The sequence below is a fragment of the Psychroflexus salarius genome (genome assembly GCF_900129035.1).
GTDB lineage: Bacteria > Bacteroidota > Bacteroidia > Flavobacteriales > Flavobacteriaceae > Psychroflexus > Psychroflexus salarius.
Window position 1 is genome coordinate 63,105 of record NZ_FQTW01000002.1, and the last position, 13,636, is coordinate 76,740.

Consider the following 13,636-nt stretch of genomic DNA (forward strand, 5'->3'; position numbering starts at 1 on the left):
CTATGAAATCAATTTTTGACAATGTTGCCAGAGATTGTAGTAAGATTGTTACCAAATCTTACAGCACCTCATTTTCTTCAGCAACAAAACTACTAGCACCATCAATTAGGCAAGATATTTATAACATATATGGCTTTGTTAGATTTGCAGATGAGATAGTTGACACTTTCCATGATTACGACAAGCAGAAATTATTTGATAAATTTAAGGCTGAAATGTATGAAGCGATTGAATACAAAATAAGTTTAAACCCAATTCTAAATGCATTTCAAGAGACTGTTCATAAATATAATATTCCGGCTGAACTTTATGAAGCATTTATGGATAGCATGGAAAAAGATTTATTTAAAAGTGAATATTTAACCAAAGAAGAGTACGAAGCCTACATTTATGGCTCTGCTGATGTTGTTGGATTAATGTGTTTAAAAGTCTTTGTGAAAGGTAATCAAGATGAATATGAAGCTTTAAAGCATGATGCAATGAAATTAGGATCTGCTTTTCAAAAAGTCAACTTTTTAAGAGATTTAAAGGCTGACTGCGAAGAGCTTGAGCGTTCTTATTTTCCAAATGCTAACCTAAATTGCTTAGATGAAGCCACAAAAAACGATATTATTAACGAGATTGAAGCTGATTTTAAAGCTGGTTTACGCGGAATTATTAAGTTGCCTGTTGAAGCAAAATTAGGTGTATACACTGCGTACATATATTATTTAAAACTCCTTCAGAAGTTAAAAAATACACCTTCATTAGAAATCAAAAAGAAAAGAATCCGAGTACCAGATTATCAAAAAGCAAGCCTGCTTGCCCAATCTTATTTATCTTGTAGACTAAATTTAATATAATGAATATAGTATTATGGCTAATTATCTTTTTAGCTACCTTCAGCGCGATGGAATTTATGGCGTGGTTTACCCACAAATATGTCATGCACGGATTTTTATGGTCATTACATAAAGACCATCACAAAAAAGATCATAATTCTTGGTGGGAGCGCAACGATTTGTTTTTTGTATTTTACGCCGCTGTGAGTATGTATTTTTTTATGAGTGATATCAGTTTTGGCATTGCTATTGGCGCAGGAATTGCAGCTTATGGTTTAGCCTATTTTTTAGTGCACGATATATTTATTCATCAACGTTTTAAGTTATTCAGAAAAGCTGATGGTTGGTATGCAAAAGCAATAAGACGCGCTCATAAAATGCATCATAAACACTTAGGTAAAGAACATGGTGAATGTTTTGGGATGCTTTTACCGCCTATAAAATATTTTAAGAAATACTTATCTTAATGGCAAAACAAGCTATTGTAGTTGGTGCTGGAATTGCTGGTTTAGCGTCTGCATTGCGTCTAAGGCATCAAAACTATGAAGTTACTATTATAGAACAAAATAATTACACTGGCGGAAAGTTGCATGCCATTAATCGGGGTGATTATCGGTTTGACTTAGGACCATCTTTATTTACGCTTCCTTATTTGGTAGATGAATTATTTGAGTTATTTAATAAAAAACCAAACAGTTACTTCAACTATCATCGCAAAAAAAATATTTGTAATTACTTTTGGGAAGATGGCCAAAGTTTTTCGGCAAGTGCAAACTTAGATGAATTTATTTCAGATGCTAGCCAAACATTCAACGAACCTATTGAAAACATAAAAACATATCTTAACAAAACTGAAAAAAAGTATCAATTAACTTCTAATCTATTTTTAGAAAAATCACTTCATAGATTTAAAACCTATTTATCTCTAGATACGCTAAGAGCCATTAAAGATATCGGGGTTTTAGACTTAAACACAAGTCTAAATAATGTAAATGAGAAAGGATTTGAAAACCCAAAACTAACCCAGTTATTTAATCGTTATGCCACCTATAATGGGTCGTCACCTTATAAAACACCTGGTATAATGAGTATGATTCCTTATTTAGAAATGTATCAAGGCACATTTCTTCCAGAAAACGGCATGCATGATATTTCGCAAAGTTTAACTAAACTAGCCAGAGACGTTGGAATTAAAATTCAGCTTAACACAAAAGTTAACTCTATTAAAACATTTAAAAATAAAGCTAGGGCTGTAGTCACTGATTCATCTGAAATTGAAGCTGACATTGTAGTCTGTAACATGGATGTTTTTACAGCTTATCAATCGTTTTTAAAAGATTTAAAACCACCAGAAAAAACATTACATCAAGAACGCTCAAGTTCGGCATTAATTTTTTACTGGGGAATTACTAAAGCATTTCCTGAATTAGATTTACATAATATTTTATTTTCAGAAAACTACAAAACCGAGTTTGATCATATTTTTAATAAAAAATACTTTTATAAAGACCCAACTGTTTACATTAATATCACATCAAAAGAAGTTAAAACAGATGCGCCTAAAGGACATGAAAACTGGTTTGTAATGGTTAATGCCCCAACTAATGAAAATCAAAACTGGAAAGAACAGACCACATACATCAGAGAAAAAATAATTAATAAAATTAACCGTATCTTAAATACAAGGGTTGAAAATTACATTGCTACTGAGCATGTGTTAACACCGGTTGAAATTGAAAAAGAGACTTCATCTTTTAAAGGTTCGCTTTACGGTACTTCAAGCAATAATAAATTTGCAGCTTTTTTAAGACATCCTAACTTTTCATCACAACTAAACAACTTGTACTTTTGTGGTGGAAGCGTTCATCCTGGTGGAGGAATTCCGCTGTGCTTACTTTCAGGTAAAATAGTTTCAGACCTTATTGATCATGACCATAGCAAATAAACATCACACGATAGCCATTAGTTTACTTTGGTTATTTCATATCTCTGGAATTATTGGTATTTCATTAGGTTACGAGTCATGGTTTATGCCAAAAACAAGCATTAACTTATTAGTGGTGCTTGGTATCGTGATTTTAGCTTATAACTTACTAAGTAAAAAAAGTTTAGCCTTATTTATTCTCATATCAATACTAGGCTTTTTTGCCGAAGTCTTAGGCGTTAATTATGGATGGTTTTTTGGCAATTATAAATATGGCGAAAATTTAGGCGTTAAGCTATTAGGCGTACCTCTGTTGATAGGGATAAACTGGGGAATTTTAAGTTTAGTTACAGCTAAATTAGCAACGGAAATTTCACCTAAATTATCGCTATTTTTTCAAGCTTTTATTGGTGCAGCGTTAATGCTTATCTTAGACTTTTTTATGGAAGCTTCAGCACCAAAATTTGATTTTTGGAGATTCGAGAATTCTATGGTCCCACTAAGTAATTACATCGCATGGTTTGCTTTTGCTTATATCTTCAACCTAATACTTCTGTACTTTAAAATACTCGGAAACTTTAAAATCGCCTTACATATTTATATCGCACAACTCATCTTTTTCATCTACTTCTATGTCTACTTTTAAATATATCATAGTCGGCGCAGGAGCAGCAGGATTACATCTCACTTTAGCAATGTTGAGAAAAAACTTATTAGATGATGATAAACTATTAATCATCGAACCGAGTTTAAAAAAAGAAAATGATAAAACTTGGTGCTTTTGGGAAGAAGAACAAGGAAACTGGAATAAAATACTCACAAAATCATGGAATAAAGGAAACGTAACCGCTAAAAATGAAGCAATTGATTTTAACTTAAATCAGTATCGCTATAAAATGTTAAATTCACTTGATTTTTATGAATTTGCCAAATCTAAAATTGAGCTTGAACCAAACATACATTGGCTAAAAGATGAAGTTGAAAAACTAGACGAGTTGGCAGACGGCCAAGTTGAAGTCACTACAAAAACATCTACATTTCGCTCTCAATTGGTATTTGATAGTCGAATAACGCGTGATTTTTTTAAGCCAAACAAATATTATAACATCAATCAACATTTCAAAGGCTGGTTTATAGAGACAGATCAACCGTTTTTTAATCCTGATCGCTTCACGATGATGGATTTTAGCGTTAAAGACGGTCAATCTACAAGTTTTACTTATGTTTTACCCATTTCAACTACAAAAGCATTAATTGAATTTACTTATTTTACGCCACATCGTGTAAGTGATCATATTTATGACCAATTTTTAAATAATTATCTTAAACTAAAAAAAATACCAAAACATAAAATCCTAAGTGTTGAACAAGGCAACATACCAATGACTAATTTTCCATTTGACCAATATTCAACAACTTCAATCATTAAAATTGGTACAGCTGGTGGTTGGGTGAAGGCTTCAACTGGATATGCTTTTAAAAATTGCGAACGTCAAGCTGAACACATCGTAAGGCAACTTTTAAATGGACAAAAGCTAACGACAAATTTTCCCACTAAATACAATCACTATGATAAGTTATTTTTAGATGTTTTAAGCAATCAAAATAGCTTTGGAGAAACGCTTTTCTATAAAATGTATAAGCACAACAAAATTGAGACAATTTTTAGATTCCTTGACGAAAAATCAACCTTTATTGAAGATTTATCTATAGTATCTAATTTAACTTCAACACCGTTTATTAAAGCATTTGGCAAGCATATTTTATCGGGATTTAAGGTGAGGTAACTTCCTTTACATTAAGCACCTTAAACCGCGCAAATAACTCTTCATTATACCACTTGATTTGACGCGTCTTTTTTATCACTTTTACATGCGCTTTGCTTTGATAAGCAAATTTATTTAATCCCTCAAGTGATTTCCACAGACTAAAAGTAGCCATTTCAAAAAAAGGCACTTCACCGTATCCTTTAGTATATATCAAGTCACTTGCGTCTTCTAAAGGTTTTTGTGAACTCGGTACTGCTTTCCAGAATTTAAAAAGTTTTGATAGCTTTATACTAGCGCGTGTAATCACAGCGATTTTAGAAGCTGATGGTATATTTGAAACTTCAGAAGATTTAAAGCGAAACGGATTTTTATTATTCCATGAACCTCTTGATTGTATAGGCTGCATTTCTATAATTGTATGCTTTTGGGAATGTTGGCAATAACGTTTATAAATCTGAGACTCTTCAAAAAAGTTTTTAGCAGCTTTTTCAGATTCCCATGTTTGTAATATGGCATAAGTTGTCCAGTCAGGAAAGGGATTAAAATTAGATTTTCCACTTCCAAATAATTTATAGAAATCTTGCCCTTGAACTTTAGAGAGTGGTTTGTGCGCAAATTGCATCATAAAAAAAGCCCATAATTTAGATTGAAAAGAATTAAACTTAAACTCGGTTAAAGTCACAAATTGTTGCATTATTCTTTAATTAATCGATTTAGGGTATTATGAACACTCTCTGAATTCCAATCTGCGGCACCAACTTTATACATTATAACATCAGCTTGTTTACTTATAACATAAGTTGTTGGCAGACTTGAACTACGCAACTTTTCAGGTGGCACTGATAAGCTATAATAAACAGGTAAATTATAATTATTATTGTTTAAAAAGCTTTTAACTTTTGCTTTATCATCAGAAGTAACAAAATAAAAATCAACGCTTCCTTTATATCTATTATACAAGTCTTGTAGACTTTGCATTTCGGCAATACATGGACCGCACCAAGTTGCCCAGTAGTTTAAAAAAACCACCTTGCCCCTAGAATTTGAAAAATTAATTTGCTTGCTATCTCTTTGTAACGACCAATCATAACTTGTTATTTCCAGTTGTTCATCCTGACTTAATTCAGATGGGCTAAATGCAATGAGTTTATTAAGCGCCACTTGAATTGGCAATCGTGTTTGAGGAATTATTAATAAAATAAGTATAATCACAAAAAGAACATTGCTCCATTGACGCTTTAGCCATGATTGTTTTTTTGGGTTTTCTGGTGAATTCATTAGGCTAAAATAAAACAAAAAACCACCTCAAAAGGTGGTTTTTCAGTTAAAAATAAGCTAACTAATTAAGACTTATTTTGCTTTTTAATCATATTTAAAGCAGAGCCTAGTCTAAACCAATTAATCTGGGTTTCGTTATAGGTATGGTTTGTTTTAATGGTATCTTTTGATCCATCTTTATGAACCAACTCTATTGTTAATGGTTTATCTTCTGCAAACTGATCAAGATCTAAAAAGTTAAATGTATCATCCTCTTGAATTAAATCGTAATCGTTTTCATTTGCAAAAGTTAAGCCTAACATACCTTGTTTTTTAAGGTTAGTTTCATGAATACGAGCAAAAGACTTAACAATAACCACGCGAACACCTAAATGTCTTGGCTCCATCGCAGCGTGTTCTCTAGAAGAGCCTTCACCGTAATTATGATCACCAACAACAACAGTAGGAATACCTTCAGCTTTATACTGGCGCTGTGTTTTAGGCACAGCATCATATTTTCCTGTTATCTGGCTTTTTACAAAGTTTGTTTTCATATTGAATGCATTTACAGCACCAATCAAACAGTTATCAGAGATATTATCTAAATGGCCTCTATATTTTAACCAAGGTCCAGCCATAGAAATGTGGTCTGTAGTACATTTACCATGAGCTTTAATTAATAATTTTGCGCCTGTAATGTTTTTTCCATCCCAAGGTTCAAAAGGTGTTAAAAGTTGAATTCTACTAGACTCTGGATCTACTTTAACCTCAACACTACTTCCGTCTTCTTTAGGAGCTAAATAACCGTTATCCTCAACATCAAAGCCAAGTTCTGGTAACTCAATACCTTTTGGTGGGTCTAGTTTAACCTCTTCTCCATCTTCATTAACTAAAGTATCATTCATTGGGTCAAAGTCTAAACGACCTGAAATAGCTATAGCCGCGACCATTTCTGGTGAACCAACAAATGCATGTGTATTAGGATTACCATCTGCACGTTTTGAGAAGTTTCGGTTAAACGAGTGAACGATGGTATTTTTCTCGTCACCTTTCATGTCGCTTCTATCCCATTGGCCAATACATGGCCCACAAGCATTCGTAAAAATAGTTGCACCCAAATCTTCAAAAACTTGTAACAAACCGTCACGATCTGCTGTAAATCGTATTTGTTCAGAGCCAGGATTAATTCCGAAATCAGACTTTGGTTTTAGTTTTTTATCAACAGCTTGCTTAGCGATTGACGCTGCTCTTGTTAAATCTTCGTAGGAAGAATTAGTACAAGAACCTATTAAACCCCAATCTACTTTTATTGGCCAATCATTCTCTTTTGCCTTTTTACCAAGTTCTCCGACTGGTGTTGCCAAATCTGGTGTAAAAGGACCATTTAAGTGAGGTCTTAGAGTACTGAGGTCAATTTCAATCACTTGATCGAAATATTGCTCAGGATTTGCATAAACTTCATCATCACCTGTTAAATGTTCTCTTATTTTGTTAGCTTCATCTGCAATTTCATTTCGATCTGTCGCTCTTAAAAAGCGCTCCATAGAATCATCATAGCCAAATGTTGAAGTGGTAGCACCTATTTCAGCTCCCATGTTACAAATAGTGCCTTTTCCTGTACATGATAAATTTTTAGCACCTTCACCAAAATATTCAACGATACAGCCAGTACCACCTTTTACAGTAAGTATTTCAGCTACTTTTAATATAACATCTTTTGCTGCTGTCCAGCCTTGTGGTTGACCTGTTAACTTAACGCCTATTAATTTAGGAAACTTTAATTCCCATGGCATACCAGCCATTACATCAACAGCATCGGCACCACCAACACCAATAGCTACCATACCTAAGCCACCAGCGTTAACGGTATGAGAGTCGGTACCAATCATCATACCTCCTGGAAATGCATAGTTTTCAAGAACAACTTGGTGAATAATTCCTGCGCCTGGCTTCCAAAATCCGATACCATATTTCGTAGAAACAGATTCTAAGAAATCGAATACTTCTTTACTAGTATCATTAGCGCGAGCTAAGTCTTTGTTAGCACCTTGCTTAGCCTGTATTAAGTGGTCACAGTGAACTGTTGTTGGTACTGCTACTTTATCTTTACCAGCTTGCATAAATTGAAGCAAAGCCATTTGAGCTGTTGCATCTTGACATGCAATACGGTCTGGAGAAAACTCTACATAATCTTTTCCTCTTTTAAAGTTTTTGTTTGGTTCTCCATCCCATAAATGAGAATATAAAATTTTCTCTGCAAGCGTCAATGGCTTTCCTACTGTTTCACGCGCTTTGTCTACACGATCTGCCATTTGACTATAAACTTGCTTTATCATATCAATATCAAAAGCCATAAATATAGTTTTAAGTTATTGTACAAAAATAAGAAAAGTCCTATAACTTTAAAAATCAATAAAGAAAAGGAATATAAGTCGCATATTATTTAATAAAAGACTAGTTTTAATACTTTTTTTTACGAAAAAAACTATTTCTAGAAGAAAAAATTCAATTTCTCATAAAATTACAATACGAATTAAATGAAATTATAAGGGTTGTCTCTCAATTTATAATCAGTTTAGATAAGCTGAAAATATTAGACTAATTCTTTCAGAATTTTATTGATATCAACACCTTCAGCAACAGCCTTGTAATTTCTAACAACACGATGCCTTAAAATGCTTTCGGTAACCGCTTGAATATCTTCAATATCAGGTGAATATTTTCCTTTAGTTGCGGCGTGTGTTTTCGCTGCTAAAATTAAGTTTTGTGAAGCACGAGGTCCAGCGCCCCATTCAATATATTTTTTAACAATCTCAGCAGCACTAGTCTCTAAGGGTCTTGTTTTAGAAACAAGTTTAACAGCATATTCAATAACATTATCGGCTACGGGCATACTTCTAATCACTTGTTGAACTGCCGAGATTTCTTCTGAATTAAATATAGATTTAAGTTGCGGTATAAAATTATTAGTCGTTGATTTAACAACGTCAACTTCTTCTTGAAAACTTGGATAAGACAAGTTTATAGCAAACATAAAGCGGTCTAATTGAGCTTCTGGTAGAGGATAAGTCCCTTCTTGTTCTATTGGATTTTGGGTTGCTAAGACAAAATAAGGTTTTGGAAGTTTGTAGGTATGTCCAGCAACAGTAACCGATTTTTCTTGCATAGCTTCTAATAGAGCTGACTGGGTCTTCGGTGGTGTTCTATTAATTTCATCAGCCAGAACAATGTTAGCAAAAACTGGACCTCTAAGGAATTTAAATTGCCGACTTTCATCTAAAATTTCAGCGCCTAAAATATCACTAGGCATTAAATCTGGCGTAAACTGTACACGCTTAAAATCTAAGCCTAAGCATGTTGCTATGGTGTTAACCATAAGTGTTTTACCTAAACCTGGAACACCTATTAACAAAGCATGGCCGCCAGAAAAAACTGAGATTAATATTTCAGATACAACGGCATCTTGACCTATAATTACACCTCCAATTTCTGTTTTTAGCTGATTGTACTTTTCTACAAAATTATCAATGACTTTAGTTTCAGACATAGTTTAGTTATTTAGCCAATCTTCAGCAAAATCGCATGATTTATAAGCGCCATTTAACTTAATATAAGTTTCTGCTGCTTTTTCTTTCTTCCATTGATCTATAGCCTTAGTTTGTTTTTGGCGAAGTGCGAGTTCCCTAATCTTGGTATAATCTTTAGCAAAATCGGCTACATGTTCTTCAGTCTTGTTAGTTACAGTGATAATTTTGAAAAATACTTCACTAGTTCTAGGTTTTGAATCAGTTAAAACACGTGAAACTTCACCTTCTTTGAGGTTGACGACTTGATCGTAAATACTTGGGTCTATTTTAGACAATTCAAACTTTGTATCGCCTGTTGCGCTGTTTATAAGTTGACCACCACTTTCTCTGGTTTCTTTTTCATCTGAGGCTTCACGTGCTGCAGCGGCAAAACTAACTTCACCGTCAATAATTTTTTGTCTTATACTTTTTATTTCTTCTTTAGCCTTTTCTACAGCTTCTTTTGTGACCTCTGGGTATAATAAAATATGACGCACGTCGACTTGTTGGCCTCGAATTTTATCGACTGTTAAAATATGATAGCCAAATTCTGTTTTAAATGGTCTACTTACTTCTCCTTCGCGCAAACTAAATGCTGCTTCTTTAAATTCTTTAACGTATGGATCTTCACGAGATAAGGTAATTTTACCACCTTTACGGCGAGAGCCTAGGTCTTCAGAATATAAAATTGCTTTAGTGGCAAAACTTGCACCGTTAAGGACTTCGTCTCTGTAAGCATTAAGTTTATCTATAACTGCTTGCTCTTCTTCTTCTCCTACTTTAGGTTCTATAACTATTTGAGCAATTTCTACTTCATTACCAATTAATGGTCTTTCGTCTTCAGGGATACTTTCAAAGAAAGTTCTGGTTTCTTCAGGTGTAATTTCAACACCATCTACAATAGAACCTTGCATTTCGTCAGCGAGCATTTTCTCACGATTAATTCGCTGTAACTCGGCTCGCATCTCTTCTTCAGTATCATAATTATAAAAATCTAAAAGCTTTTGCATGCTGCCAGTTCTTTGAACCAATGCGCCCATTTGTTGCTCGGTATAGGCAGAGACTCTACCTATGTTAAATGGTAAACTATCTTGAATGGCATGATGTGCTAATAATTTATTTTCCATTAAACGCTCAGCCAAGTCACAATAATCTATGTTTTCTTCATAACCTTGAGATTTAGCATCTTGAAAGAGTTTTTTAATATCGCTTTCTAAGATTAAAAAATCACCAACAACACCAGCAACACCATCTATTTTCATGCGGTCGATAGCATTAGATTTTACTGAATCTATTTTTTCTTTTTGGTTGACTTTATTTAATAAGTTATCACTTTCATCAACAGTTACTTGAGAAAATATAAATGGTGAAATTAATAGAAGTGAACTTAAATAAAGCGTTTTAAAATTATTCATATATTTTGAATTCGTTATTTTGTATCGCATCATTTTTTAATTCTTGTTGAATTTGTTGTGAGACCTGAAGCTTTTTTTTATTGAGTAAAATTTGACGTATGGTCGGTTTTATATAGCTCAATGGTGCTTGGTCATTTCTTGATAATTTGTTTTTAAGATAAATAAGCACAAACGTATCTTTTATATTTTTTTCTACAAAACCTTTTCTATTAAATAATTCTAAATCAAAGTTTTCAATGTAAGGTTTTAATTCTTTTTCAATATCAATGCTTCTTACCCAAGTAGAATCATTTAAATATAAACTTTTAAATTCTAATGATTGGTTAGCAAGCTGCCTCTTATCAGATTCATCAAAACGAATAAATGCTTTTTTTATTGTTTTAAATCCTTGAATATCTTGTTTTAAGACGATGTATCGTATTTGAAGAAGTGACTCATTAAGCTTAAAATTCAACTTGTTCTGCTCATAGTAATTGGCAATTTCTATACTATCTATTTGTGCTTTAGCTTGTTTTTCTACAACGGCATTTAAATAAGCTTTCTTAAGTAATTCATCACGATAATCTTTGGCTAGACTATCAAAATAAGATTGTTGGGTTTTAGGTAAGTTTAATTTTGCGCGATCTATGAGGATTTTATCGGTAGCCCATTTTTCGATAAAAGATTGGGCAAAAATAGCACTGTCGTTTTTTGTGATTTGACTTGGTAATGCTGCGACTAGGTCACTTTTATAAAGTTGATGTGTATTTACACTCGCCAAAACTTCAGATTCTTCCTGAACGCTAAATAGTTGACAAGAACCTAAGCTTAAAATTATTAGGCCAAAAATTAATTTATTTATCTTCAAGACTTTCCTCAATTTTATTTAATGTGCTAGTATTTATGCTTATTTTGTAATGATTTCTTAGTTCGCTTAACCACTGTTCTTCTTTAAGCTTTTGCAGTTGGCTGATTACTTTCCCTCGAACTTCTTTAAAAGGTAACTGTCTAGAGGGCGATTTACTCAAGATATCTATAAATAAATAGGTGTTGTTATGCTTTTTAATTTTTGTTACACCATTTCTATTGAGAAAAACTTTCGGTAATTTAGTAGATTCTTTCGTAAATGTATCAGTTTCTATCAAAACATTGTCTTGCTTTGTTTTGAATATTGAATCTTTAGATTGATTTTTAAAATTGATGTAAGCATTTCTTACATCTTTTAAAACGGACTTATTGGTGGCAGAAAATAATTTAGCTTGTATTGAAGCTTTCGAAAAAAATTCTTTTTTGTGAGATTCGTAATAGGCCTTTTGTGATACAGAATCTTTGCTAATGGGCTTCCAAATTTTTTGCTCCATAACTTCAAATAACAAAATTCCTTCTTTAAAGGTCTTTATAGATTTAGCAAATTCTGGATTAATATTTACCAAGTTGTTTCGGTGAAATTTAATTAGTTTGTCATAAAGATAATCTTCCTTTGAAGCGGTAATTACTTCAATTGGCGAACTTTGATTTGTGTAGGTGCGTTGATTGAGTTCTAAATATTTAAAATAATCTTTATAGGAGTAACTTTTATCTTGAATTTTTAAAAATTCAGATTTTAGCAATTTTTTATTTGAGACACTATCAACTCTAAATTTATTATTTTCAATTAAGCCTGAAATTTCATCTGAAACATGCATGAAGTGGTTTCTTGAAAACTTAGGCTTGTAACGTTGTTTTAAATTCGCTGCTATTTTTTTATTAATTAATTTTGCACGAGAAGATGTTTTTACTTGCCGTCTTACGTCTTCTTTTTGCGCTTCATAAGGTTCTAAAGGCTTTTGATCTAAAAACTTAATAATGTGCCAACCAAATTTTGTCTTTATCGGTTTTGATATGTCACCAACTTTTGTTAAAGCAAAAGCGGTGTTTTCAAAATTATCATCATTTAAGCCGCCTACAGCAAAATAAGGCAACTCACCTCCTATTTTAGCCGTATTTTTATCTGCTGAATATTGCTTGGCTAAATCTGCAAAATCTTCAGTTTTAGTGAGTTTATAAATTTCATTAATACGTTGTTCTGCATTAAAAGTCGAGTCATTTGGCTTAGGTGTTACCATAATATGTGCCACTTTAATTTTACCTCTTGACTCACGTTCACCAGTTTTTTGAATAATATGATAACCAAATCGTGTTTTCACTGGTTCAGAAACCTCATTTACCTTTAATTGATAAGTAGCAGACTCAAAAGGATAAACCATTTTAAAGGCGTTAAACCATCCCATATCACCACCGTTTTGTTGTGCCGAAGGATCTGCTGAATATTTTTTTGCTAAACTTGAAAAATCAGCACCTTTTTTAACTTCATCTGCAATCGATAGTGCTTTATTATAAGCTTTTAATGTATCTTTAGCTTGTTTACCTTCAATTTTTATTAAAATATGTCTAGCTCTAACTTCAGTCTTTATTCGATTAAAAGTTTCTTTGAGCATTGCTTCAGTCACATCACCATTTGCAATATAATTATCGGCTAATTGCTTATAATATCGCTTATACTCTTTTAAAAAACTTTGGCTTGTATCAATACCTAAGTCTTCTGCAGCGCTTAGTTTAAGTTGATAATCAATGTACAAATCAAGATAGTGATTAACGCCTCTTTGACCTTCATCTACAACAATGTCAAGGTTTTTCTTGTAATTTTCTACAAAATCTGCTGCAGTAAACGCCTTACCTTCAATAGTAAACAAAACATCATCAGCCTGATAGCTTTGCGCAAACCCTAATTGTGTTACAAGTAAAAAAACAATTAATCTAATAGCAAATTTCATTTTCATTTTTTTTTAAACTGAACAAAAATAGTAATTTAAAAACCTCAGACAATGTTTAAATAATGATAAAAAAGTATAATTTATAAATCCTA

General features: G+C 32.7%; 12 protein-coding genes. 5 read left to right on the forward strand and 7 right to left on the reverse strand.

Annotated elements, in window-relative coordinates:
- Positions 1–2: 2 nt before the first annotated feature.
- Genes BUB82_RS03495 through BUB82_RS03515 form a run of 5 tightly spaced genes read left to right on the forward strand, consistent with a single transcriptional unit; the run spans position 3 to position 4,532 of the window.
- Entirely contained in the window at positions 3–842 is an 840-nt protein-coding gene (locus BUB82_RS03495; protein ID WP_073192030.1) for a phytoene/squalene synthase family protein, read from the forward strand.
- Positions 842–1,288 carry a sterol desaturase family protein gene (locus tag BUB82_RS03500; RefSeq protein ID WP_073192032.1) on the forward strand — a complete coding sequence of 149 codons (447 nt, stop codon included), beginning with the start codon at positions 842–844 and terminating at the stop codon, positions 1,286–1,288. Before BUB82_RS03495 ends, BUB82_RS03500 begins: the two co-directional genes overlap by 1 nt.
- Complete coding sequence (crtD, locus tag BUB82_RS03505; RefSeq protein WP_073192034.1) at positions 1,288–2,766, forward strand: 1-hydroxycarotenoid 3,4-desaturase CrtD; 1,479 nt, start codon at positions 1,288–1,290, stop codon at positions 2,764–2,766. Before BUB82_RS03500 ends, crtD begins: the two co-directional genes overlap by 1 nt.
- Entirely contained in the window at positions 2,750–3,391 is a 642-nt protein-coding gene (locus BUB82_RS03510; protein ID WP_073192036.1) for a carotenoid biosynthesis protein, read from the forward strand. The genes crtD and BUB82_RS03510 overlap by 17 nt, the downstream gene beginning before the upstream one ends.
- Positions 3,378–4,532: a lycopene cyclase family protein gene (locus BUB82_RS03515; RefSeq protein WP_073192037.1), complete on the forward strand. Its 1,155-nt coding sequence runs from the start codon at positions 3,378–3,380 to the stop codon at positions 4,530–4,532. Before BUB82_RS03510 ends, BUB82_RS03515 begins: the two co-directional genes overlap by 14 nt.
- Here BUB82_RS03515 and BUB82_RS03520 read toward each other — a convergent pair.
- The 7 genes from BUB82_RS03520 to BUB82_RS03550 form a co-directional block, all read right to left on the reverse strand.
- On the reverse strand, positions 4,519–5,208 hold the full coding sequence (locus BUB82_RS03520; RefSeq protein ID WP_200796290.1) for a DUF3291 domain-containing protein: 690 nt from the start codon (positions 5,206–5,208) through the stop codon (positions 4,519–4,521). The genes BUB82_RS03515 and BUB82_RS03520 overlap by 14 nt on opposite strands.
- Positions 5,208–5,792 (reverse strand): TlpA family protein disulfide reductase, encoded by a 585-nt coding sequence (locus BUB82_RS03525; RefSeq protein WP_073192041.1) that lies wholly within the window; start codon positions 5,790–5,792, stop codon positions 5,208–5,210. The genes BUB82_RS03520 and BUB82_RS03525 overlap by 1 nt, the downstream gene beginning before the upstream one ends.
- A 65-nt stretch (positions 5,793–5,857) precedes the next feature.
- Entirely contained in the window at positions 5,858–8,125 is a 2,268-nt protein-coding gene (locus BUB82_RS03530) for an aconitate hydratase (protein WP_073192043.1), read from the reverse strand.
- A gap of 239 nt (positions 8,126–8,364) precedes the next feature.
- Complete coding sequence (locus BUB82_RS03535) at positions 8,365–9,318, reverse strand: AAA family ATPase (protein WP_073192045.1); 954 nt, start codon at positions 9,316–9,318, stop codon at positions 8,365–8,367.
- 3 nt (positions 9,319–9,321) lie between these two features.
- Positions 9,322–10,752, reverse strand: coding sequence for a peptidylprolyl isomerase (locus BUB82_RS03540; protein ID WP_234949755.1), 1,431 nt, complete (start codon positions 10,750–10,752; stop codon positions 9,322–9,324).
- A complete protein-coding gene (locus BUB82_RS03545; RefSeq protein WP_083574461.1) occupies positions 10,745–11,599 on the reverse strand; it encodes a hypothetical protein in 855 nt (284 codons plus the stop codon). Before BUB82_RS03545 ends, BUB82_RS03540 begins: the two co-directional genes overlap by 8 nt.
- Complete coding sequence (locus BUB82_RS03550; protein WP_159432021.1) at positions 11,586–13,544, reverse strand: peptidylprolyl isomerase; 1,959 nt, start codon at positions 13,542–13,544, stop codon at positions 11,586–11,588. Before BUB82_RS03550 ends, BUB82_RS03545 begins: the two co-directional genes overlap by 14 nt.
- Positions 13,545–13,636: the final 92 nt, after the last annotated feature.

Excerpts from the sequence above, each read along its gene's own strand:
- BUB82_RS03500 (WP_073192032.1), top strand. The coding sequence starts at position 842 with ATGAATATAGTATTATGGCTAATTATCTTTTTAGCTACCTTCAGCGCG.
- BUB82_RS03540 (WP_234949755.1), bottom strand. The coding sequence starts at position 10,752 with ATGAATAATTTTAAAACGCTTTATTTAAGTTCACTTCTATTAATTTCA.
- BUB82_RS03525 (WP_073192041.1), bottom strand. The coding sequence starts at position 5,792 with ATGAATTCACCAGAAAACCCAAAAAAACAATCATGGCTAAAGCGTCAA.
- BUB82_RS03520 (WP_200796290.1), bottom strand. The coding sequence starts at position 5,208 with ATGCAACAATTTGTGACTTTAACCGAGTTTAAGTTTAATTCTTTTCAA.
- BUB82_RS03550 (WP_159432021.1), bottom strand. The coding sequence starts at position 13,544 with ATGAAATTTGCTATTAGATTAATTGTTTTTTTACTTGTAACACAATTA.
- BUB82_RS03535 (WP_073192045.1), bottom strand. The coding sequence starts at position 9,318 with ATGTCTGAAACTAAAGTCATTGATAATTTTGTAGAAAAGTACAATCAG.
- crtD (WP_073192034.1), top strand. The coding sequence starts at position 1,288 with ATGGCAAAACAAGCTATTGTAGTTGGTGCTGGAATTGCTGGTTTAGCG.
- BUB82_RS03530 (WP_073192043.1), bottom strand. The coding sequence starts at position 8,125 with ATGGCTTTTGATATTGATATGATAAAGCAAGTTTATAGTCAAATGGCA.
- BUB82_RS03515 (WP_073192037.1), top strand. The coding sequence starts at position 3,378 with ATGTCTACTTTTAAATATATCATAGTCGGCGCAGGAGCAGCAGGATTA.
- BUB82_RS03495 (WP_073192030.1), top strand. The coding sequence starts at position 3 with ATGAAATCAATTTTTGACAATGTTGCCAGAGATTGTAGTAAGATTGTT.
- BUB82_RS03510 (WP_073192036.1), top strand. The coding sequence starts at position 2,750 with ATGACCATAGCAAATAAACATCACACGATAGCCATTAGTTTACTTTGG.